General features: G+C 62.1%; 20 protein-coding genes. 8 read left to right on the top strand and 12 right to left on the bottom strand.

Annotation, left to right across the window (positions count from 1 at the left end):
• Window positions 1–45: 45 nt before the first annotated feature.
• Window positions 46–879, bottom strand: a complete 834-nt coding sequence (gene ku / locus NKJ13_RS10970) for a non-homologous end joining protein Ku (RefSeq protein ID WP_352476937.1) — start codon at window positions 877–879, stop codon at window positions 46–48.
• Window positions 880–1,004: 125 nt separating this feature from the next.
• Between ku and NKJ13_RS10965 the strand changes: the two genes are divergently transcribed.
• Window positions 1,005–1,469: an NUDIX hydrolase gene (locus NKJ13_RS10965; protein ID WP_352736897.1), complete on the top strand. Its 465-nt coding sequence runs from the start codon at window positions 1,005–1,007 to the stop codon at window positions 1,467–1,469.
• A gap of 42 nt (window positions 1,470–1,511) precedes the next feature.
• On the opposite strand, the gene NKJ13_RS10960 is transcribed toward NKJ13_RS10965, so the two are convergent.
• Window positions 1,512–2,129 (bottom strand): alpha-ketoglutarate-dependent dioxygenase AlkB, encoded by a 618-nt coding sequence (locus tag NKJ13_RS10960; RefSeq protein WP_352777721.1) that lies wholly within the window; start codon window positions 2,127–2,129, stop codon window positions 1,512–1,514.
• Window positions 2,130–2,257: 128 nt separating this feature from the next.
• Between NKJ13_RS10960 and NKJ13_RS10955 the strand changes: the two genes are divergently transcribed.
• Window positions 2,258–2,473 (top strand): KTSC domain-containing protein, encoded by a 216-nt coding sequence (locus tag NKJ13_RS10955; protein ID WP_352736894.1) that lies wholly within the window; start codon window positions 2,258–2,260, stop codon window positions 2,471–2,473.
• A gap of 133 nt (window positions 2,474–2,606) precedes the next feature.
• Entirely contained in the window at window positions 2,607–3,689 is a 1,083-nt protein-coding gene (locus tag NKJ13_RS10950; protein ID WP_352736893.1) for a sensor histidine kinase, read from the top strand.
• A gap of 34 nt (window positions 3,690–3,723) precedes the next feature.
• Here NKJ13_RS10950 and NKJ13_RS10945 read toward each other — a convergent pair whose 3' ends face one another.
• Entirely contained in the window at window positions 3,724–4,905 is a 1,182-nt protein-coding gene (locus NKJ13_RS10945; protein ID WP_352736891.1) for an acetate/propionate family kinase, read from the bottom strand.
• Window positions 4,905–7,316: a phosphoketolase family protein gene (locus NKJ13_RS10940; protein ID WP_352736889.1), complete on the bottom strand. Its 2,412-nt coding sequence runs from the start codon at window positions 7,314–7,316 to the stop codon at window positions 4,905–4,907. Before NKJ13_RS10940 ends, NKJ13_RS10945 begins: the two co-directional genes overlap by 1 nt.
• Window positions 7,317–7,619: 303 nt before the next feature.
• On the opposite strand from NKJ13_RS10940, the gene NKJ13_RS10935 reads away from it, so the two are divergent.
• A complete protein-coding gene (locus NKJ13_RS10935; RefSeq protein WP_352736888.1) occupies window positions 7,620–9,620 on the top strand; it encodes a protein-L-isoaspartate(D-aspartate) O-methyltransferase in 2,001 nt (666 codons plus the stop codon).
• Window positions 9,621–9,669: 49 nt separating this feature from the next.
• Entirely contained in the window at window positions 9,670–9,915 is a 246-nt protein-coding gene (locus NKJ13_RS10930; RefSeq protein ID WP_023720508.1) for a hypothetical protein, read from the top strand.
• A 67-nt stretch (window positions 9,916–9,982) separates the two neighbouring features.
• Here the strand turns inward: NKJ13_RS10930 and NKJ13_RS10925 are convergent, their stop codons facing one another.
• Genes NKJ13_RS10925 through NKJ13_RS10910 form a run of 4 tightly spaced genes read right to left on the bottom strand, consistent with a single transcriptional unit; the run spans window position 9,983 to window position 15,399 of the window.
• The gene (locus NKJ13_RS10925; protein ID WP_352736887.1) at window positions 9,983–10,573 is read right to left on the bottom strand and encodes a DUF1772 domain-containing protein; all 591 of its coding nucleotides are present in this window, start codon (window positions 10,571–10,573) and stop codon (window positions 9,983–9,985) included.
• Window positions 10,570–12,108, bottom strand: coding sequence for a SpoVR family protein (locus NKJ13_RS10920; RefSeq protein ID WP_352736885.1), 1,539 nt, complete (start codon window positions 12,106–12,108; stop codon window positions 10,570–10,572). Before NKJ13_RS10920 ends, NKJ13_RS10925 begins: the two co-directional genes overlap by 4 nt.
• The gene (locus NKJ13_RS10915; protein ID WP_352476946.1) at window positions 12,108–13,430 is read right to left on the bottom strand and encodes a YeaH/YhbH family protein; all 1,323 of its coding nucleotides are present in this window, start codon (window positions 13,428–13,430) and stop codon (window positions 12,108–12,110) included. The genes NKJ13_RS10920 and NKJ13_RS10915 overlap by 1 nt, the downstream gene beginning before the upstream one ends.
• A gap of 19 nt (window positions 13,431–13,449) precedes the next feature.
• Entirely contained in the window at window positions 13,450–15,399 is a 1,950-nt protein-coding gene (locus tag NKJ13_RS10910) for a PrkA family serine protein kinase (RefSeq protein WP_254815786.1), read from the bottom strand.
• Between the two features lie 270 nt (window positions 15,400–15,669).
• Here NKJ13_RS10910 and NKJ13_RS10905 point away from each other — a divergent pair, with 270 nt between their 5' ends.
• Entirely contained in the window at window positions 15,670–15,831 is a 162-nt protein-coding gene (locus NKJ13_RS10905; RefSeq protein ID WP_254815787.1) for a hypothetical protein, read from the top strand.
• Between the two features lie 16 nt (window positions 15,832–15,847).
• On the opposite strand, the gene ocd is transcribed toward NKJ13_RS10905, so the two are convergent.
• Together ocd and rocF are read right to left on the bottom strand one after the other, a co-directional pair.
• Window positions 15,848–16,915, bottom strand: a complete 1,068-nt coding sequence (gene ocd / locus NKJ13_RS10900) for an ornithine cyclodeaminase (RefSeq protein ID WP_352736883.1) — start codon at window positions 16,913–16,915, stop codon at window positions 15,848–15,850.
• A gap of 3 nt (window positions 16,916–16,918) precedes the next feature.
• Complete coding sequence (gene rocF, locus NKJ13_RS10895) at window positions 16,919–17,839, bottom strand: arginase (protein ID WP_352476948.1); 921 nt, start codon at window positions 17,837–17,839, stop codon at window positions 16,919–16,921.
• Window positions 17,840–17,967: 128 nt separating this feature from the next.
• On the opposite strand from rocF, the gene NKJ13_RS10890 reads away from it, so the two are divergent.
• Together NKJ13_RS10890 and NKJ13_RS10885 are read left to right on the top strand one after the other, a co-directional pair.
• Window positions 17,968–18,405 (top strand): Lrp/AsnC family transcriptional regulator, encoded by a 438-nt coding sequence (locus NKJ13_RS10890; RefSeq protein ID WP_352476949.1) that lies wholly within the window; start codon window positions 17,968–17,970, stop codon window positions 18,403–18,405.
• A gap of 207 nt (window positions 18,406–18,612) precedes the next feature.
• Complete coding sequence (locus tag NKJ13_RS10885) at window positions 18,613–18,936, top strand: hypothetical protein (protein ID WP_352736882.1); 324 nt, start codon at window positions 18,613–18,615, stop codon at window positions 18,934–18,936.
• Between the two features lie 103 nt (window positions 18,937–19,039).
• Here NKJ13_RS10885 and NKJ13_RS10880 read toward each other — a convergent pair whose 3' ends face one another.
• Together NKJ13_RS10880 and NKJ13_RS10875 are read right to left on the bottom strand one after the other, a co-directional pair.
• Window positions 19,040–19,219: a hypothetical protein gene (locus NKJ13_RS10880; protein ID WP_352777720.1), complete on the bottom strand. Its 180-nt coding sequence runs from the start codon at window positions 19,217–19,219 to the stop codon at window positions 19,040–19,042.
• 149 nt (window positions 19,220–19,368) lie between these two features.
• Window positions 19,369–20,556 carry a DUF3182 family protein gene (locus NKJ13_RS10875; RefSeq protein ID WP_352736879.1) on the bottom strand — a complete coding sequence of 396 codons (1,188 nt, stop codon included), beginning with the start codon at window positions 20,554–20,556 and terminating at the stop codon, window positions 19,369–19,371.
• Window positions 20,557–20,562 lie beyond the last annotated feature (6 nt).

Here is a 20,562-nt window from a genome sequence, read left to right as displayed (position 1 = left end):
ATGCGCGCGAGCGTTTTCGGTTCCGTTCGATCCGCTTTCGGACATTCAGGCTGATCTGCGTTTCGCGGCCGTTCCCGGACCTTTGTTAGGAGCCTTGCCGCCTTCCTGCGCCAGGCTTCTGCGCAGAATATCGGCGAGGTTGACGACATTCGTCCTCGGCGCAGGTGCCGGCTTGGGCGGTTTCTTGCCCTTGCGCTTGGCTTCGATCATCGCAACCAGCGCCTGTTCATAAGTGTCTTCGAACTTCGACGGGTCGAATTTGGCGGGCTTCTTGTCGATCAGCAATTGCGCGATTTCCAGCATCTCGGGATCGACCTTGCGAGCCTTCAGTCCTTCGAACACCGCGTCGGTTGCGACCACTTCATTGTGGTTGCGTAATTCCGTCATCACCATGCCCTTGCCCAGCGGCTGGATCAGCACCTCTCGGCCTCGCTGGTACAGCACGACGCAGGAGCGGGCTGCCACTTTCTTCCTGGCCATGGCGTCCCGGATCACCGCGAAGGCCTCCGTGGAGGGCGCGTCGGCCGGGACCAGATAATAGGGCTTTTCGAGGTAGCGTGCGTCGATTTCGGCGGTGGGCACAAACTCGCCGATCTCGAGCGTGTGCTGCGATACCATCTTTAGTTTCTTGATTTCGTCCGGCTCTATGCGGATGAATTCGCCCTTCTCGACTTCATAGCCCTTTACCTGGTCGGCAGCCTCCACCGTATCGCCGGTCTCCTCGTCGATATAAGCGCTCTTGACCGGGAGACCGTCCTTGCGGTTCAGGATCCTGAAATGCACTTTCTCGGCCTCGCTGACGGCGCCGATGATCTTGACGCCACAGGAAACCGATCCGACTTTCATAAAGCCCTTCCAGGCAGCTCGCGGCGTCGCCATGTCAATCACTCATTTGCCGAACGGACGGAACGGCTGCGAGCCGAAATCGTTCCGCCGTGGCAGGCTGGTCCATACGCCGGCCCGGACGAGAACATTCGGTTCATTTTCGTCAGGGGAATAGCGGAATGGCCAAACGCAGCGCAGGGTTGCTCATTTATCGCCAAAACCGAGGTTCACTTCAGGTGCTGCTGGTGCATCCCGGCGGCCCATTCTGGGCGAAGAAGGACGACGGCGCATGGTCGATCCCGAAGGGCCTGGTCGACGGGAACGAAGACGAACTGGCGGCGGCAAAACGCGAAGCCGAAGAGGAGCTCGGGGTCGCCATCGATGGAGTTTTCGAACACCTTGGCAGCTATCGGCAGCCGGGCGGCAAGCTCGTCGTCGCATGGTGCGTCGAAGCGGACTTCGACAGCGACGCCATAAGCAGCAACACCTTCGTCATGGAATGGCCGCCAAGGTCCGGCTCGATGAAGGAATTTGCCGAAGTCGACAGAGCGGGCTGGTTCTCCCTGCCTGAAGCCAACCTCAAGATCCTGAAAGGCCAGCGCGCCATGCTGGCGGATTTGGCCGGTCGGCATGGCGACCGATGAAATCGTATCGGCTCAGTACTTCAGGGCGGCGCCTGGCTTGCCTTACGGCGCTATCCCAAGCGAATTTTGAGCGCGCAGCGTGCGTAATGTGATCGAATAGCGGTGCTCGGCGACCGGCGGAATGCTGTGCTCCCATTCGTTGCGCGCAGCACCCGTCATCAAATAGGCTGATCTTGGCTCGACGGTGACCGTCTTGCGATCCCATCGCGTGCCGTTTTTCCGGCGCAGGCGGAAGCTGCAGGCGGCCAGCAGCGAAACGCCGGCGACCACTTCGAAATGAGGCTTGTCGCGGTGCCAGCCGATACCGGCGCCCGGCCGGTACTCGTTGATCAGCACCTGCACGAAGGTTTCGGCCGGCAGGCGGGCAAAGGCTGCAACTTTGTCCCTGAGCGGCAGCAGAAAGCCGGGTATCGGCGGTGCTTCGACGACTTCGCGCCGGTCGTAGTCGTAACGCAGCCCGAAGCCGACCACCCGCCGGTTTGCCAGATGGCCGTGAAAGTCGAAGGGCTGAAAAGGCAGGCCGTCGAGCTGGCTTGCCAACGCTGCTTCCTCCTCCGGCGTGATCAGTTCGGGCCGGTAGCGGAATCCTTCCGGCAGGTCGTCGGTGGCGGCAAAGAGATCGCCCTGACGGGCTGCAGCCGATGTCTTGAGTGGTGGCATCAACTGTACTTGGTGAAGCCGGCCCGTAGCGGCAAGGCTGCTTCGGCAGCAAGGAACCTCGCTCTCCGTGCAGGGTTATTCACACGATGGCGTGGATTGGAGCACTGCCGAGCATTGGAGCTGTCGAGATGCCTTCAACTGCGATCAGAAACATCGACTACCAGCCGGCGACGAGGGTACTCTCGGTGTGGTTCGTCCCGAGCGGAAACCGCTATGATTACGAGGACGTTCCGCCGCAGGTCCACGCCGCGTTCCGCAAGGCTTCGTCGAAGGGCCGGTTCTTCAACGAACATATTCGCGACCAATACAAGTATCATCTGGTCGAGCAGAGCCATTCGAACTGAGCCTTCAGACGCTTTCTCAACCATGATCTCGGCTGTCCGCCCATGGGCGGCGCAACGGCAATGAGCGGACTTCGCAGTTGGCGAATGACCTGATATTGATCATGGTCCCACCCGAAGACATCGAAAGCCTGGAATGTCCGCCGAAGCCGAAAAAACCGAGCAGATCCAGCAATTGCTCGACACCCCCGATCTGGCGGGCGTGCTGGATAGCGAACAATTCAAGAGATTTCTCGACCAGCTGCCGATCGCGATCGCAATTTCCGATCTCAGCGGCGACGAACGTGTCGTCTATGTCAATTCCGAGTTCCAGAAATTGTCAGGCGTATCCGTCGCCGAGCTCGAGCGCTGGAACTGGGCCGCACTGAGCGGAGGAGGCTTGAGCGAATACAAGGACCGGCCGCTGGCCCGGGCCATCGTCGAGGATATCGATCGCGCGGGAAGATTCAGGATACAACGTGCCGCAGCAGCGCCAGCCATCGTCGATGTCTATTCGAACCTGATCGAGGACGAGCGTGGGCGACGGTCCTTTCGACTGGTCGCCCTTGTCGACGTTACCGCGCACAAGGCAAGCGACAGCGAGGCCATCGAACAACGCATTCGGGAAAAGGACATGCTGCTGCGCGAGTTGCAGCATCGGATGAAGAACAATCTCCAGATGATCACGGCTCTCATCAGGTTGGAGGCCCGCAGTGCGGCGTCACCCGATCAGAAACGCTTCGAGCGCCTCGCCGGCCGCGTCGACGCGCTCGCAATTCTCTACCAGACGCTGTCGGTCGACGAACAGAAGGCCGAAGTGGACCTTGGCGTCTATCTCAGCCAGATCGCTTCCGCCGTGATGACGTCGCACGCCATGCAGGGCATCCGGCTGGACATGAAGGTCGATGCCTATCCCGTGTCCATCAACGTGGCGATGCCAACGGGTCTGGTGGTCAATGAGCTTTTGACGAACGCGCTGAAACACGCCTTTCTGGGTCGCGAAGGCGGGACGATCACGCTGCGCAGCATCGTCGACGGAGACGGTTTTCGCATCGTAGTCGCCGATGACGGCATCGGCCTGCCCGAAGGCGAGACCTGGCCGAAACCCGGCAAGCTCGGAGCGTTGATCGCTCAATCGCTGACTGAAAATGCCAAAGCCCGGTTCGAGGTGGATTCTGCCCCCGGCAAAGGAACGCGGGTGACCATCGTGTTCAACAGATCGGCCGCCGTCGCGACGTAGCCGGCCGAGCAAGCGCCATTCAAGGCCATCCGCATCAGCCAGGCCCGTCGATCACCTTGCGCGTGTGGCGGGCGATGACGCCTTCTTCGTCGGTCGCGATGACGCGGACTTCGACCTTGCTGTCCGCCTGGCTTATGAGCGCTTCATGGGAGTTGTTGTCGGCTTCGTCGATCGCCACGCCGAGCCAGCCAAGCCTGCCGCAAATCGCTTTGCGGGCCGCGGCAGAGTGCTCGCCGATGCCGCCGGTGAACACCAGGCATTCCAGCCCGCCCAGCGTGTTGGCGAGGGCGGCAACTTCCCTGGCGGCGCGGAAGGCGAAAAGCTCCACCGCTTCGCGCGCCCGGCGGTCGTCGCTGGCCTCCAGCGTGCGCATGTCGCCGGAAATGCCGGACACACCGAGCAGGCCGGATTCCTCGTAGAGCATGTCTTGCAGCGCCTCTCCCGAAACACCTCTTTCCAGCAGCAGGTACAAAAGCACGCCCGGATCGATGGCGCCGCAGCGTGTGCCCATGACCAGGCCGTCAAGCGCCGAAAAGCCCATCGTCGTATCGACGCTTCTCCCGTCGCGCATGGCGCACAGGCTCGCCCCGTTGCCGAGATGGGCGACGATGGTTCTTTTCGCCGCCAGATCGGGCGATATCTGCTTGAGCCGGCCCGTGACATATTCGTAGGAAAGCCCGTGAAAGCCGTAGCGGTGGATGCCGTCTGCCTCATAGCGGCGCGGCAGCGCAAAACGGCTGACCAGAGGCTCGATGGTCCTATGGAAGGCCGTGTCGAAGCATCCGACCTGCGGCAGGTCGGGCCGCAGCGTGGCAAGCGCCCGGATTGGTGTGAGGCTGCGCGGCTGGTGCAATGGCGCAAGCGGCGTCAGTCTGTCGAGAGCCTCGATAACTGTCGGCGTCAGGCGAACAGGTTCGACGAACTCGCGCCCGCCATGGACGATGCGATGGCCGCCGGCGATCAGTTTCCTTCCGCCAAGTTCGTTCTCGATCCATTGCAGCATCTGGCCGAGGCCCATGTCGCGTGATGCGTCAGCGGCAAGTGGCCGATCGCACTGCAACTCGCCATCGGCGGCTTTCGCGGTCAGCCTTGGCGCATCGCCCAGATCCAGCGAGCCGCGCGAGGCAAGATCCAGCTCGGCGGATGCTGCAAGGTCGTAAAGTCCGAACTTGATGCTCGACGAGCCGGCATTCAACGCAAGGACCGATCGTCGCATCAATCGCCGGCCCTTGTCGCGCCGTCCTGCGGCCAGGACCATTTCTGGATCTCGGGCATGTCCTCGCCATGTTCGCGGACATAGGCTTTGTGCTCGGCTAATTTCCCATGCAGCGCCGCGGCAAGCTCCTTCGCCCGCTCGGCCAGCCCCGGCACGCGCGCGATCGCGGCGAGCGCCAGATGATAGCGGTCGAGCTGGTTGAGCACGACCATATCGAACGGCGTCGTCGTCGTGCCTTCCTCGCGAAAGCCATGCACATGCATGTTGTCGTGGTTGGCGCGCCGGTAGGTCAGACGGTGAATGAGATAGGGGTAGCCGTGATAGGCGAAGATGACCGGCTTGGCCTTGGTGAACAGCGCGTCGAATCTATGGTCGGCAAAGCCATGCGGATGCTCGGAATTCGACTGCAAAATCATCAGGTCGACGACATTGACGACGCGAATCTTCAGGTCCGGAACGCCCGAGCGCAGGATGTCGGCTGCGGCAAGCGTCTCCAGCGTCGGCACGTCGCCGGCGCAAGCCAGGACCACATCCGGATCTTCGCCCTTGGCAACCGTCCCGGCCCATTCCCAGATGCCCGCGCCGGCCTTGCAGTGCGCTTCCGCGTCCTCGGCGGACAGCCATTGCGGCGCCGGCTGCTTGCCGGCGACGATGACGTTGATGCGGTTGTAGGTTTTCAGGCAATGGTCGGTTATCCACAGTAGCGTGTTTGCATCCGGCGGGAAATAGAGCCTTACCGTGTCGGCCTTCTTGTTGGCGACGAAATCGGCAAAGCCTGGATCCTGATGGCTGAAGCCGTTGTGATCCTGCCGCCAGACATGCGAGGTCAGCAGGTAGTTTAGCGAGGCGATCGGCTTGCGCCAGGCAAGTTCGCCGGAGGTCTTCAGCCATTTGGCATGCTGGTTGACCATGGAATCGACGATGTGGACGAACGCCTCGTAGCACGAGAACAGGCCGTGGCGGCCGGTCAGCAGATAGCCCTCCAGCCAGCCCTGGCAAAGGTGCTCGCTGAGCACTTCCATGACGCGGCCGCCGCGGGAAAGATGAACGTCGTAAGACTCGATCCGCTCCATCCAGACCCGGTCCGTAACCTCGAACACGTCGTCGAGGCGGTTCGAGGACGTCTCGTCGGGTCCCATCAGCCGGAAATTCCTGGCCTCGGCGTTCAAGCGGATCACGTCGCGAAGATAGCTCCCCACGGTCCGCGTCGCCTCCCCAACAGTGCCGCCCGGACGCGGTACGTCGAGCGCCAGGCCTTTCCAGTCGGGAAGCACGAGGTCTTGCTTCAGCAGGCCGCCATTGGCGTAGGGGATTGCGCCCATGCGTCTTGGCCCTATGGGCGCCAGCGCCGCGATCTCCGCCAGGAGATGCCCGCCTTCATCGAACAGCGTCTTCGGTTCGTAGCTGCGCATCCAGTCTTCGAGGATCTGGCGGTGCGCCGCGTCGCCGCGCGCGTTCGACACCGGCACCTGGTGCGAACGCCAGGAATCCTCGACTCGTCTGCCGTCGACCTCTTTCGGCCCGGTCCAGCCCTTTGGGCTGCGCAGCACGATCATCGGCCACAGCGGCCGCTCTCCCTTCCAGCCCGCGGCTCGTGCAGGCTCCTGGATGGAGTGGATCCGGTCGAGCACGGTATCGAGCGTGCGGGCCATCTCCCGATGCATCGGGGCAGGCTCGTGGCCTTCCACGAAAAAGGTTTCGTAGCCATAGCCGAGGAACAGGCTGCGCAACGCCTCGTCTTCCATACGGCCGAGGATCGTCGGGCTGGCGATCTTGTAGCCGTTGAGATGCAGGATCGGCAGGACGGCACCGTCGGATGCCGGGTTCAGGAACTTGTTGGAATGCCAGGCCGCGGCGAGCGGGCCGGTCTCGGCTTCGCCGTCGCCGACGACGCAGGCAACCACAAGGTTCGGATTGTCGAAGGCGGCGCCGAAGGCATGGACCAGCGCATAGCCGAGCTCTCCGCCTTCGTGGATCGAGCCGGGTGTCTCCGGGGCCGCGTGGCTCGGCACTCCGCCGGGGAACGAGAACTGGCGGAACAGCTTTCGCAGGCCGTCTTCGTCCCTGCCGATCTCGGGATAAATTTCGCTGTAGGTGCCCTCGAGCCAGGTGTTCGCGACCATTGCCGGGCCGCCGTGACCCGGCCCGCAGATGAACAGAACATCGAGACCACGTTCACGGATGATCCGGTTCAGATGCACATAGATGAAATTGAGGCCGGGCGTCGTGCCCCAATGGCCGAGCAGCCGCGGCTTGATGTGCTCGGGCCGCAAAGGCTCGCGCAAGAGCGGATTGTCGAGCAGATAGATCTGACCAACCGAGATGTAGTTCGCGGCGCGCCAGTAGCGGTCCATCAGATCCATCTGGTCAAGGCCGGTTGTTTGCGCAGTCGTGCGGGCCTCGTCGTTCATGGAATGCCTCCGGAATACCCTCGTCCGTCGTTATCTGGAGTGGCGTCGCCTCGGAGAAAGGATTTGCCTCGAAATAAGTTTGGGCGGGCGCGGCCAGCTCCCGCTTGCCGATCCTGCAACCCGCCTCGCGCGACAAAAAGCGGGTCGGTCTTTTGGGGAACCTCGGGGCTTGCCAACGGTTAGGAAGCTGCACCGCATTGCATGAATCCAAGGGGACTGCCGAGGCCCCCGGGACATCGACTGGCCAAAGTGCCGTTGAGCAGCTTGGGCGATTGTGGCGGAGGCCCGTAGGAGGAGCAAAAAATGCTCGATCTCTCCCATGCCCGCAACCAAATGGTCGACATTCACCTAAGCCGCCGTGGCATTCGCGACCGCAATGTCCTTCAGGCGATGCGCGAGGTCCCGCGCGAGGCTTTCGTCGAGCCCGGTTTTGAAGAATTTGCCTATGAAGACGGGCCGCTGCCGATCGCCGAAGGTCAGACGATATCGCAGCCCTATATCGTTGCGTTGATGATCGAAATGGCCGGGGTCGGAGCCGGTGACCATGTTCTCGAGGTCGGCACCGGCTCGGGCTATGCGGCTGCCGTAATGAGCCGGATCGTCGAACGTGTCTACACCATCGAGCGCCACGCCGCGTTGGCTGAATCGGCAAGGCAGCGGTTTAAAAAGCTTGGCTACGACAATATCGAAGTCCGCACCGGCGACGGCACCAAGGGTTGGCCAGAGGCTGCACCCTTCGATGCGATCCTGGTTGCAGCCGCTGGACCCGGCGCACCGCTCGCTCTGCAAGAACAGCTCGACGTCGCCGGCCGGCTTATCATCCCGGTCGGCGATGAATTCGACGCGCAGCGCCTACTCAAGGTCACCCGGACCGGCGCAGCAACTTACACCGAGGAGGATTTCGGCGGCGTGCGGTTTGTTCCGCTGATCGGCGAGCAAGGCTGGGGCGAGCCAGGCAGCGACAGCCAGATAGCGGCCGATCTTCCGCACCGGCATCAGCGCAGGAGCAGCCTGCCGCAGATGATAGCGGCCGCCGCCGAACCGCTTCCGGTTTTCGACGATCCGGCCTTCGGTGCGCTGTTCGACCGGTTTGCCGACCGCCGCGTCGTCTTGCTCGGCGAAGCCAGCCACGGCACGTCGGAGTTCTATCGTGCGCGCGCCGCGATCACTCGCAGGCTGATCGAGAAGCATGGCTTCACCATCGTCGCGGTCGAGGCCGACTGGCCCGATGCCGCGGCGATCGACCGTTACGTCCGCCACCGGCCACCACGGCCGGGCGCCGATCCGCCGTTCCAGCGCTTTCCCACCTGGATGTGGCGCAACACCGACGTCGCGGCGTTCGTCGACTGGATGCGAGAGCATAATGAGCGGATCAGGATATCCTCCCGGCGGGCCGGGTTCTATGGCCTCGACATCTACAATATGGGCGGGTCGATCGCGGCGGTCCTGCAATATCTCGACCGGGTCGATCCGCAGGCGGCGAGGATCGCACGCGAACGCTACGGCTGCCTGACTCCGTGGCAGAACGACCCGGCCACTTATGGCCGTGTCGCACTCACCTCCGGCTACCAGAAATGCGAGAAGGCCGTGCTCGAGCAATGCCGGGAACTGCTTGCCAGAGAGCTCGACTATGCGCAGCAGGACGGGTTCGATTTCCTCGACGCCACCCAGAACGCCCGCCTGGTCGCCTCCGCCGAGCGCTATTACCGCACCATGTATTATGGCGGCGCGCAATCCTGGAACCTGCGCGACACCCACATGTTCGAAACGCTGGAGCACCTGCTGCAGGCCCGCGGCCCGAACGCCAAGGCGGTGGTGTGGGCACATAATTCCCATATTGGCGATGCCCGCTATACCGAGATGGGGATCGTCAGGGACGAATTGAACATCGGCCAGCTCTGCCGCCAGCGTTTTGGCGACGAGGTTGCCTTGATTGGGCTCAGTACGCATTCCGGGACGGTGGCCGCTGCCACCGACTGGGACGGCGACATGGAAGTGAAACCGGTTCGGCCTTCCCACAACGACAGCTATGAGCGGCTTTGCCACGACAGCGGCGTCTCGCCTTTCCTGCTCGATTTCGAGCGCGACGACACGCTGCGCCAACGGCTTCTGGAGCGCCGGCTGGAACGCTTTATCGGCGTCATCTACCGGCCCGAGACCGAGCTCCACAGCCACTATGCCGACGCCTCGCTCGCCCGCCAGTTCGATGCTTTCGTCTGGTTCGATGAGACCAATGCCGTGACGCCGCTTGGGCCGGAGCATGCGGGGACAGGCCTTCCCGAGACTTATCCTTTCGGGCTGTAGCGAATCTGGAACTTGGGGAAGCGGAAAATCGAAAGGAAGGAGGTCACCAATGGCCGGAAAGAAGACTCATGAGCAGCAATTGCGCATCATCGAAGAGCGCGAGAACACGAAAAACGCCGGCAAGGATTTCGACGCGGAAGCGGATTTGAAAAAGACCAGGCAAGAGCGCGAGGCGTTCCGGCGCGGTGCCGAGCTCAGATCGGACCCGAAGGATATTGCCGATCCCGACGATCGCAACATCATCCGCGGCGAGCACCAGGAAAGCGCCCACAACAAGCATCGCGCCGACCGCTGAACGGCCGGATCGCTTGACGTTAAGTCAATACGATGCCGGGTCCGTCCCTTGACCTTAATCCCTGGGGCTATTCGGCAAAAAATGTCGCGGCGACAGCAATTGAGACGAGGCTCAGCATTGCCAGGCCTGCCCTGACCACATGCGAAGCCTCCCAGACGTTGCGCAAATCTCTCCAGTCGCCGGTCTGCTTTCGAGAGAACATTGAAAAAAACGTCGCGGCGGATTTCGGCAGGACAGTGTCTTGCACCCAGAAATTATTGACGGGGTGGGTGACCAACCAATAGGTCGCGTGCTCCGCCAGCAATGAGACAAGCGCCGCCAAGGTCCACCAGAATCGGGCGCTTGGATAGGGCGTCAGGTAAAGCAGGACGGCGAGTGCAATGATGCCGCCGATCTCGGCGAACCCGCCGATTGTGAAGCCGGGATAGTAGATCGCCTGCACTGATCTGTAGGTGGCCTCCTTGAGGCGCAACTTGCCGGGCAATTCCAAAGCGTGCGCGAGCGAGAGCGCCATCGAGACGGCGACCAACAGAAGCGTGGCGATCGTCAATGCGCGCATGTTTCCTGCTCCCGACCATGCCCTCGTGGCGCGCGCGTAGACAGGGTGGTTGGTGATCCTGAAAAGGCGCCCGACTTCGCCGGCAGGCTGTTCGGTCATTCCCCGATCTGGCTGGTCGAGCGTTCGTGGAGCCTGGCGCCGGTCTGCGCGTCGACCGCGACCATGCTGACCTCGTAGCCCCAGAGCTTGCGGATGTGGCGCAGCGTGGCGTCGCGGCTGCCGCCTTCCAGCACGATGCCGTCCTTGACCTTGTGCTGCAGGCGCAGATGCCGGTCGCCGAGCAGGTCCACATCCACCACCTGGATGTCAGGCCGGCTGGCGCCGATGTCGTAGCTGTGGGCGAGTGCGCTGCGGATACTCTCGTAGCCGCGCTCATTGTGTATCGAGGCGACTTCGTAATGGGGGTCGTTGGCAGCGTCGGCAAGCACAAAGAACCGCCATTTCCGTATCAGGGTAGGGCTCAGATATTGGCGGATGAAGGACTCGTCGCGATGGTTGGCCCAGGCGTCCAGCAAGGTCTGGCGCCAGTTGCCGTTGCCGGCGATATCGGGGAACCAGTCGCGGTCCTCGGCCGTCGGCGCGGTCGAGATGCGCTGGATGTCCTGCATCATGTCGAGACCCAGCGCGTAAGGGTTGATACCGGAAAAGCGCGGATCGTCGAAGCCCGGCTGGAAGATCACGTTCGAATGGTTGCGCAGGATCTCCAGCATGGCACCTTCGCCGATCAGCCCGCGGTCGAACAAAAGGTTCATCAGCGTGTAATGCACGAAGGTGGCGCAGCCCTCGTTCATCACCTGCGTTTGGCGCTGTGGATAGAAATATTGCGCGATAACGCGGACAATCCGGATAACCTCACGCTGCCACGGTTCCAGGATCAGGCTGTTCTTCTCCAGGAAATAAAGCAGGTTCTCCTCGGGCAGCTTGAGCGATTTCTTGCGCTCCGCCATGGTGTCCGTCTCGCGGACCTTGGTGCCGTCCTTGGACGGCGGCAGCGTGCGCCACAGATCGTTGTAGGAGCGCTCCTCGTATTCCAGGCGCTCGCGAAGGCCCTCGCGCTGCTTTTCCGACGACAGCTTCGGCGGCCGGTGATATCTGAACACGCCCTGTTCCATCAGCGCGTGTGCGGCATCGAGGATCTCTTCCACCGCATCGACGCCGTGCCGCTCCTCGCAGCGGGCAATATAGCCCTTGGCGAAGTCGAGATAGCTGAGGATGGCGCCGGCGTCCGTCCACTGCCGGAAAAGATAATTGTTCTTGAAGAAATGGTTATGGCCGAGTGCTGCGTGCGCCGTCACCAGGGCCTGGAGGGCCATGGTGTTTTCCTCCATCAGATAGACGATGCAGGGATTCGAATTGATGACGAGTTCATAGGCGAGCCCTCGCCCGCCTTTGCGATAGAGCAGTTCCTGGTAGAGGTAGTGCTTGCCGAAGGACCAGTGCCGGTACATCAGCGGCATGCCGACCGAGGAATAGGCGTCGAGCATCTGTTCGGACGAGATGATCTCCATCTGTACCGGATAGGTGTCGAGGTGGAGCTCTTCGGTGGCGATCGCCTCGATGGTCTCGTAGGCGCGCGACAGCGTCCTGAAATCCCAGTCGGAACCGGAAAACAGCAGCCCGGATCTGCTCGCCATCAGCCCCCTCTTTCACCGCTCTTTTGATAGCCCGGCTGTCTGGCGAAGAGCTGGCGGAAAACCGGGTAGATGTCGGCCGCGGTGGCGATGCGGCTCATCTGGAAATTCGACCACCTCAGCTTGACCGCACTGTAGGCACGCCATAGCGACGTGCCGTTGTCGGTAGCGCCGAAGATGTGGCTCTCGCGCTCGTCGAGGATCTCGACATAGGCGAAATACTGGCACAGCCGCATGATCTGTTCGTCGAGCAGGGCGATGCAGCGCTCGGAATCGGTGACGAAATTGTCACCGTCCGAGGCCTGGGCGACATAGATGTTCCATTCGCGGCTGGGATAGCGTTGCTCGACGATGCGGTGCATCTCCTCGAGCGCGGTGGAAACCACCGTACCGCCGCTCTGGGTGTTGTAGAAGAAGGTTTCCTCGTCGACCTCCTGCGCCTCGTGGGTGTGGCGGATGAAGACCACCTCGGTCCGGTCGTAGCGCCGCTTCAGGAACAGGTGCAGCAGCACGAAGAAGCGCTTGGCCAGATCCTTCTCGCGTTCGCCCATCGAACCGGACACGTCCATGAGGCAGAACATCACCGCGTTGGCGTTCGGCACCGGCTGCGCGTCGAAGCGGTTGAAGCGGATATCGACCGGGTCGACATAGGCGATCCGCTTGCGGCGACGCTCCAGTCGATCGAACTCTTCCTGCAGCGCCACGATGCGCTGGCGCATCTCGACGTTTTGCGGCTTCGCCTCCAGCGACGCAATCTCCTGCGCGATCGCATCGAGGTCCTCCTGCTTGGGACGCCTGAGCGCTATGCGGCGGCCATGGCTGTTGCGCATCGTGCGCCCGACATTGATGTTGGTCGGCGAGCCGGTCGCGGCGAAGCCGGCCCGGCGCGGCTTGAAGGCGAGGATCTCCTTGAGGTTGAGCTTGACCATGTCAGGCAGTTCGAGGTCTTCGAAAAAGAGGTCGAGCACCTCTTCGCGCGACAGCACGAAACGGAAATCGTCCTCCGATTCGGTTCTCCCCGGGGCGGACCCCATGCCGCCGCCCTGGCCGGGCTTGGGCAGCCGGTCGCCTGGGGAGAAATGCTTGTTGCCGGGCAGGACGTGCTGGCGGCTGCCGCTGTTCCTGGCATCGTTGAAGCTCGGCTCGCCGGTGCCCCGCGCCGGCATCGAAACGGCATGCTCGGCGTCCACGTCGGCGATCTTGCCGGTGCGGATCTGATCGCGGATCGTGCGCTTCAACTCTTCGCGCGCCCGCCGCAGGAAACGCTGCCGATTGCCGAGGCTTTTGTCCTTCGGGTTCAGTCGGCGATCGATGAAGATCGGCATATGTTACCCCGGGCTGGCTTCAACCCGCCTTGTTCACCCGCATGTACCAGTCCACCAGCCGGCGAACCTGGCGTTCGGTGTAACCGCGCTGGATCATCCGCTGCACGAATTCGGTATGCCGCTTCTCCGTCACGCTGTCCTGCTTGGAGCCGAAGCTGATCACCGGCAGCAGGTCCTCGACCTGCCCGAACATCCGCTTCTCGATGACTTCGCGCAGCTTTTCGTAGCTCGTCCATGACGGGTTGCGGCCATGGTTTCTGGCCCGCGCGCGCAGCGTGAACTTCACCACTTCATTGCGGAAGTCCTTGGGATTGGCGATGCCGGCCGGCTTTTCGACCTGCGACAGTTCGTTGTCCAAAACCTCGCGATTGAGGATCTGGCCGGTATCGGTATCCTTGTAGTCCTGATCCTCGATCCAGGCATCGGCATAGGCGATGTAGCGGTCGAACAGGTTCTGGCCGTATTCGCTGTAGGATTCCAGATAGGCCTTCTGGATCTCGTGGCCGATGAACTCGGCATAACGGGTGGCCAGCTCCGACTTTATGAAATCGAGATAGTCCGCCTCTGTTTCCTTCGGGAACTGCTCGCGCTTGATCGCCTCTTCCAGGATGTACATCAGATGCACCGGATCGGCGGCCACCTCTTCGGTGTCGTAGTTGAAGGTCTGCGACAGGATTTTGAAGGCGAAGCGGGTGCTGACGCCGGTCATGCCTTCATCGACACCGGCGGCGTTTCGGTACTCCTGGACCGACTTCGCCTTGGGATCGGTTTCCTTGAGGTTCTCGCCGTCATAGACGCGCATCTTGGTGTAGAGCGGCGAATTGTCGTGTTCGGCCAGGCGGGTCGAGACGGTGAACCGGCTGAGGATGTCGAGCACTTCCGGAGCGCAGGGGCTGTTAGCCAGTTCGCTTTCGCGCAACAGCTTCTCGTAGATCTGCCGCTCTTCGGTGACGCGCAGGCAATACGGCACCTTGACCACCAGGATGCGGTCGAGGAACGCCTCGTTGTTTTTGTTGTTCTTGAACTGCAGCCATTCCGATTCGTTGGAATGGGCAACGATGATGCCCTGATAGGGGAAAGCGCCGAAATTCTCGGTGCCGTTGTAGCTGCCTTCCTGGGTGGCGGTCAGCAGCGGATGCAGCACCTTGATCGGCGCCTTGAACATCTCGACGAATTCGAGCAGTCCTTGCGTCGTCCGGTTCAGCCCGCCGCTATAGGAATAGGCGTCCGGATCGGACTGGCTGAAGTTTTCCAGCTGCCTGATGTCGACCTTGCCGACCAGGGCCGAAACGTCCTGGTTGTTCTCGTCGCCCGGCTCGGTCTTGGCGATGCCGATCTGGCGAAGCCTGGACGGCATCAGCTTGACGACGCTGAATTTGGAGATGTCGCCGGACAATTCGTCGAGACGCTTGGCCGCCCAGGGCGAGATCAGGCCGGTCAGCCGCCGCCGGGCGATGCCGTATTTGTCCTCCAAAAGGTCGCCCATGCGGTCGGGATCGAACAGCCCGAGCGGTGATTCGAAGACCGGGCTGACCTGGCCGCCGACCTTCAGCGTATAGATCGGACGCTGCTCCATCAGCCTTTTCAACTGCTCCGCAAGCGAGGACTTGCCGCCGCCGACCGGGCCGAGGAGATAGAGGATCTGCTTGCGTTCCTCGAGCCCTTGCGAGGCATAGCGGAAATAACCGGCGATACGCTCGATCGTATCCTCCATGCCGTAAAAGTCGGCGAAGGTCGGATAGATCTTGATCGTCCGGTTCGAAAAAATACGGCCGAGCCGCTCGTCCTTGCTGGTATCGACAAAGGTCGGCTCGCCGATCGCCTCGACCATCCGCTCGGGCGCCGAGGCGTACATCGACTTGTCCTCGCGGCAGGCAAGCAGATATTGCTGCAGGCTTATCTCCTCCTGCGCCGCATTCTTGTAAACCTCGGAAAACAGATCGAAGACGTCGGATTGATTCTCACGCATGGTATTCCTAGCCCCGGAGCCGATGTGGCTGCATGTTTGTCTCTTGAACAACCAAATGTTGGAAAGCCCTTGTGGTTCCCTTCACTTCGCAGAGAGTGCATGTGACCGAACGATAAGAGTCTAGATAAGGGCATCCTGAGTGCAGACAAGGCGTGGAACGTCCTGCTCGCGGCACAAAATCCTGAATCGCACGACGTCCTGCGGGCGACATCCAACAAGACGGAGGAACGGTTCGGGTCCTTTCCGGTTGTGAGGGAAAGGAGACGGTCGATGTCTGGGAATAGTTTGTGGTTGCTCGTTGTTGCAGGCGGTCCACTGCTGCTGGCAGTCCTGATCGCCTACGCCCTGCTCACGCAGCGCCGTCGCGGCCCGGCGGAGCGCAGGGAAAGCGAGCGTGCGACCGAGCGCCTGTATCAGGAAAAGAAGGACTGACCGACGGGATCGCAGCTCAGCTGCCGGCAACCGCCAGCCCGGTCGCTTTTTCGGCGCGCAGCAGCATGCCAAACAGGTCGCGCGGCTCATCGGGATCGGCCAGAAGGTCTAGTTCCTCGTAAAGGCCGGTCCGCTGCAGCTGATCGCGGACGTAGCGCAGCGCGGAAAAATCCTCGATCGCAAAGCCGACGGAGTCAAACAATGTGATCTGTCGGGCATCCGTCCGGCCTGCTGCCTTTCCTGTCATCACCTGCCACAATTCGGTGAGCGGGTGATCCGCATCGAGCTGCTGGCTCTCGCCTTCGATGCGCGTCTGCGGCGGATATTCGACGAAGATGTCCGAGCGCAGCAGAATGTCGCGATGCAGCTCGGTCTTGCCCGGGCAGTCGCCGCCAACCGCGTTGATGTGCACGCCGGATCCGACCATGTTGTCGGTCAGGATTGTTGCCGACCGCTTGTCGGCGGTAACCGTGGTGATGATCTCTGCACCTTCGACGGCTTCCTGCGCCGACGCGCAGAGCTTGATGTCGAAACCCATGCCGGCAAGGTTCCTCATGCATTTCGTCGAGGCCGCCGGGTCGATATCGTAGAGACGCAGCCTGTCGACGCCAAGCAGCGCCTTGAACGCAATCGCCTGGAATTCCGATTGCGCGCCATTGCCGATGATCGCCATGCACCTGGCAGCCTCGGGAGCGAGGTATTTCGCCGCGACCGCCGAGCTTGCGGCGGTTCTGAGCGCCGTCAGGATGGTCATTTCCGAAAGCAGCATCGGATAGCCATTGCCGACATCGGCAAGCACGCCGAAAGCGGTCACGGTCTGGCGGCCGTCACGCGTATTCTTCGGATGGCCGTTGACGTATTTGAACCCATAGAGCTGCCCGTCGCTGGTCGGCATCAGCTCGATCACGCCGTCAACGCTGTGCGAGGCGATGCGCGGCGTCTTGTCGAACAGCTCCCAGCGCCTGAAATCCTCTTCGATATAGGCGGCAAGCTCAAGCAGGAAGCGCTCGATGCCGATGGCAAGCACCAGCTTCATCATGCGGTCGACGCTGACGAACGGGACGATGTTCAAATTGACGGTCATGGCTCAGAACCCCCTCGTCGGACGGTCCATGATCCGCCGGCCCATCAGGCTCGCGGTCAGGTCGACCAGAAGCGTGGCGGTGCGGCCGCGTTCGTCGAGAAAAGGGTTGAGCTCGACTAGGTCGAGACTGGTGACGAGGCCGCTGTCATGCAGCATTTCCATTGCCAGATGCGCCTCGCGGAAGGTGGCGCCACCTGGAACGGTGGTGCCGACCGCCGGGGCGATCGACGGGTCGAGAAAATCGACGTCGAGGCTGACGTGCAGCATGCCGTTGGCGGCGCTCACCCGCTCGAGAAAGGCGCGAAGCAGTTGCGCAATGCCGTGCTCGTCGATCGAACGCATGTCATGGACCGTCACGCCGGCTCTGCGCAACGCTTCCCTTTCCGCCAGGTCCACGCTGCGGATCCCCAGCGCGCATATGCGAGCCGGGTCCACCTGCGCTGCAAGGCGGGGGAAATAGCCCTCGAAGCCGGGCTGCCCGCTGGCGTAGGCCAGCGGCACACCATGCAAATTGCCGCTGGTGGTCGTGTCGAGCGTATGAAAATCGGGGTGCGCATCGAGCCACAGCACGAAGAGCGGCCGGCCGGCATTCGCGGCCCGGCGGGCAATGCCGGCGAGCGTACCGGCCGAAATGCTGTGGTCGCCGCCGAGAAAGATCGGCATCGCATCGGCGCTCGCGGCATAGGCCGTTTCGCTGATTGCTGCCGTCCAGGCGGCAATTTCCGGCAGCGCCTTCACCGCCGCGTTGCCGTGTACGACAGGACGCATGTCGGCCGGGACGATCGTTCCGAGGTCGGTCAGCGTATGGCCGAGCTCGGTCAGTGCGGTGGCCAGGCCGGCCGTGCGCAGCGCACTCGGCCCCATCTCGCAGCCCATGCGGCCTGAGCCGGCCTGGATCGGTGCGCCCACGATCGTGCAATGCATTCTCATACCCCGCCAATTACGATGCCTTTATTGAAGCCCGCATCGCTGGCAGAATGAACATGTCAAATTGGCAAATTTGTCGAAATGCCTTGCCATAGTGGCATCATCTACTTCCGTTGTGAGCAATCATGGACCAGCTCGACGAGCAGATCATCACCTCTCTGCGGCACGACGCCCGGCGCAGCATTTCCGATCTTGCCGTCGGCCTGGGTGTCTCCCGGGCAACGGTAAGGTCCCGGATCGAGCGACTTGAGAGGGACGGCGTCATCGTCGGCTACACCGTCATTCTGCGCGCCGACGCGGTCGATCAGCGCGTGCGTGGCATCATGATGATCGAGATCGAAGGCCACGCCGCCGATCGCGTCATCCGGGCGCTGGGCGGCTTCTCCGAGGTCTCGACCATCCACACCACCAATGGCCGCTGGGATCTGGTGATAGAACTCGGAACCCAGACCCTGAGCGAGTTCGACGCCGTGCTGAGACGTATCCGCCTGATCCCCGGAATTACCGGCAGCGAAACAAGCCTGCTCCTGGCAACGCCACGCACCACCAAGGCTCGGCTGTGACTTCGAGGAACTGCGCTTGACCTGCAGCGGTAACGAAATCCGCCAAGGAACCTTCAATTGCCGCCGCGGTTAGAGCAGTTCCAGTAAAAGTGTGGAACGGTTTTCCGTTCGGAATTGCATCGGAACGAAAAGATAGAGCGGGTCAGCGTTTCCGGGAAACGACGAACCGTTCTGGGCCGGACAGGCCTCCTTCGAGGGAGAACAATCATGGCTCACGCCCAGCAGGAACTGGTCGAATTCGTTATCAGCAAAGCCTTCAACCCGGTCATGCGGGCCAAACCGGACGGAAAATCCGATGCCGAGCGCAAGACGCTCGAACACGTCCAGCAGGCCACGAAGACCGAGATTGAGCGCTATCGCCGTTACGGCTCGGCCGAGGAGGTCGCGACCAATTTCAAGCGCGACCTGAATTCCGACGCTGCCAAAAAGTTGCACGCCCAGCTGCGCCGACTGCATCTGCCGACGATCGAGGACATTCGTGACGACTTCGAGGACAAGGCCCGCAAGTTCGGGGTCAAGGCCTCGTCGTAGATCCGCGACAGATCGCCTCGGTGACGTCCGTCAGGCCGTCATCACAATCCATCCTTGGTCGGAGGCCACCCTGACCGAGCTGTCTCGGGGATGTTGTCCGACGTCAGCTCGCCGCGATTGAGCTTTTCAATCGCTTCATCTCAATCGCTTCATCGGCTTCGCTTTCGTCGAGACCGGAAAGCGGCAAGCCATCGACCACGACGGCTTCGTCGCTCTCGCTGTCATAGACCTCCCAGAGGCCTTCCGGATCCTGTCGTTTGTCGTAAACGGTTGGCATGGCCATTTCTGTAACCACTCCGGCAGGCAACGCCGCTATTGCACGCCCGCCACCCAGGGCCCGGGCCTTTTCTGACTTGCTGCCTGCCCGAAACAAACTCGGGCCATTGGTGGATGTTCCCTGCCGGAGGCGTGCTTGACTTCAACCTGACATGGCTAGAATCGGCCGGCTTCTCCGATCGGCCCTCGCATCGCCTGGGTCACGACGGTGTAACGCGTGATTTGACCCTCCTCCGGGTCCTCCCCGTGGAAATGGATTGCCGCGTTCGGCGGCAGCCGCGCAGTGCTGCCGAACTGCTTGACGGCGGAGACATGCACGATCTGCATGTCGGGGTCGCGCGTCATGGCGTCCATCGCTGCCAGCTCGGCGCTGCTGCTGCCACCGATCCGCCAGCTGGCTTCCAGCACACCCGATCGCCAGATGCCCGAGGAATCGACACCTTGGCCGATGTCGTAGTTGCGTCGCGAAGCGAAGAATCCTGGATAACCATCCATCGCTGCGTCATAGGTCCTCGCCTGCGCCACGGCCAAACCCAGCGCCGGAGATAATCGCAGCTCATCCAGCGCCTCCCATCCGCCGCGCACCACAACCAGATCGGATCCGCCGTAAACGGGCTGTCCGTCGTTGTCGGTCGTCGTCCGCTGGGTGCCGTAATAGCTGATCGACAATTCGTCGATCATGGTTCTGCCAACGCTCAGCGTAACGATGTCGCGAAGCTGCGTTTCGAGAACAAGGCCGTATTCGCTTAGCTCAGACGATGGATATTGGTCCAGCAGCCTTTCGACATCGCCGACTGTCGCGGCGGTGTGCTGGTCGCGGCCCCGCGAAGCGCGCGGTGGCTTGAACCGGACCAGCCCGAGCTCCAGCAGACGTTGCGCTGCGCGCAGCGCGTCATGGCGTGAAAATGCAGTGTAGCCGGGCAGTACGGCCGCGGCGACGGCGCTGCCGAAGCCGGCGGGCCATTCTTTTGGCCGTGCCGCCGATCCGTCCACCAGCTCGTGGGTTATGGCCTTGGTGGTTGCGAGGCGCCAAGGCACCACCCCGCCGAAGAGATCGTCGGGCCCGTTTATGCCCAGTTGAACCGCATCGGCAGCAAGCAGGCTGTCGTCCGGCACGAAATACAGCCCGCCGCTGTCACCGCCACCTTCACGCAGGCCCTCGCGGAAGGAAAATCCCTTCAACGCTGCAATCGTGCGCGCGACGGCAGCGACGGTTTCCCGTTCATGGGCGTAGATGGTCTCGCCGCCCGGCGCGGAGAATGCGACCACAACACCTTTCGCCCCGCTTGGTTGCCTACCGCTTAGCCCGGTCATGTCGCGCCCTTCGTCCATTGCCGAGCCCATTGCCGT

It is taken from the genome of Mesorhizobium sp. M0174 (assembly GCF_040322275.1).
GTDB lineage: Bacteria > Pseudomonadota > Alphaproteobacteria > Rhizobiales > Rhizobiaceae > Mesorhizobium.
The sequence above is the reverse complement of the archived record's forward strand: the minus strand, read 5'-3'. Positions and strand labels throughout refer to the sequence as shown.

What these genes read in the sequence shown, in the direction of transcription:
- ku (WP_352476937.1), bottom strand. Translation starts at nt 879, where the DNA reads ATGGCGACGCCGCGAGCTGCCTGGAAGGGCTTTATGAAAGTCGGATCG.
- NKJ13_RS10965 (WP_352736897.1), top strand. Translation starts at nt 1,005, where the DNA reads ATGGCCAAACGCAGCGCAGGGTTGCTCATTTATCGCCAAAACCGAGGT.
- NKJ13_RS10960 (WP_352777721.1), bottom strand. Translation starts at nt 2,129, where the DNA reads ATGCCACCACTCAAGACATCGGCTGCAGCCCGTCAGGGCGATCTCTTT.
- NKJ13_RS10955 (WP_352736894.1), top strand. Translation starts at nt 2,258, where the DNA reads ATGCCTTCAACTGCGATCAGAAACATCGACTACCAGCCGGCGACGAGG.
- NKJ13_RS10950 (WP_352736893.1), top strand. Translation starts at nt 2,607, where the DNA reads ATGTCCGCCGAAGCCGAAAAAACCGAGCAGATCCAGCAATTGCTCGAC.
- NKJ13_RS10945 (WP_352736891.1), bottom strand. Translation starts at nt 4,905, where the DNA reads ATGCGACGATCGGTCCTTGCGTTGAATGCCGGCTCGTCGAGCATCAAG.
- NKJ13_RS10940 (WP_352736889.1), bottom strand. Translation starts at nt 7,316, where the DNA reads ATGAACGACGAGGCCCGCACGACTGCGCAAACAACCGGCCTTGACCAG.
- NKJ13_RS10935 (WP_352736888.1), top strand. Translation starts at nt 7,620, where the DNA reads ATGCTCGATCTCTCCCATGCCCGCAACCAAATGGTCGACATTCACCTA.
- NKJ13_RS10930 (WP_023720508.1), top strand. Translation starts at nt 9,670, where the DNA reads ATGGCCGGAAAGAAGACTCATGAGCAGCAATTGCGCATCATCGAAGAG.
- NKJ13_RS10925 (WP_352736887.1), bottom strand. Translation starts at nt 10,573, where the DNA reads ATGACCGAACAGCCTGCCGGCGAAGTCGGGCGCCTTTTCAGGATCACC.
- NKJ13_RS10920 (WP_352736885.1), bottom strand. Translation starts at nt 12,108, where the DNA reads ATGGCGAGCAGATCCGGGCTGCTGTTTTCCGGTTCCGACTGGGATTTC.
- NKJ13_RS10915 (WP_352476946.1), bottom strand. Translation starts at nt 13,430, where the DNA reads ATGCCGATCTTCATCGATCGCCGACTGAACCCGAAGGACAAAAGCCTC.
- NKJ13_RS10910 (WP_254815786.1), bottom strand. Translation starts at nt 15,399, where the DNA reads ATGCGTGAGAATCAATCCGACGTCTTCGATCTGTTTTCCGAGGTTTAC.
- NKJ13_RS10905 (WP_254815787.1), top strand. Translation starts at nt 15,670, where the DNA reads ATGTCTGGGAATAGTTTGTGGTTGCTCGTTGTTGCAGGCGGTCCACTG.
- ocd (WP_352736883.1), bottom strand. Translation starts at nt 16,915, where the DNA reads ATGACCGTCAATTTGAACATCGTCCCGTTCGTCAGCGTCGACCGCATG.
- rocF (WP_352476948.1), bottom strand. Translation starts at nt 17,839, where the DNA reads ATGCATTGCACGATCGTGGGCGCACCGATCCAGGCCGGCTCAGGCCGC.
- NKJ13_RS10890 (WP_352476949.1), top strand. Translation starts at nt 17,968, where the DNA reads ATGGACCAGCTCGACGAGCAGATCATCACCTCTCTGCGGCACGACGCC.
- NKJ13_RS10885 (WP_352736882.1), top strand. Translation starts at nt 18,613, where the DNA reads ATGGCTCACGCCCAGCAGGAACTGGTCGAATTCGTTATCAGCAAAGCC.
- NKJ13_RS10880 (WP_352777720.1), bottom strand. Translation starts at nt 19,219, where the DNA reads ATGGCCATGCCAACCGTTTACGACAAACGACAGGATCCGGAAGGCCTC.
- NKJ13_RS10875 (WP_352736879.1), bottom strand. Translation starts at nt 20,556, where the DNA reads ATGGGCTCGGCAATGGACGAAGGGCGCGACATGACCGGGCTAAGCGGT.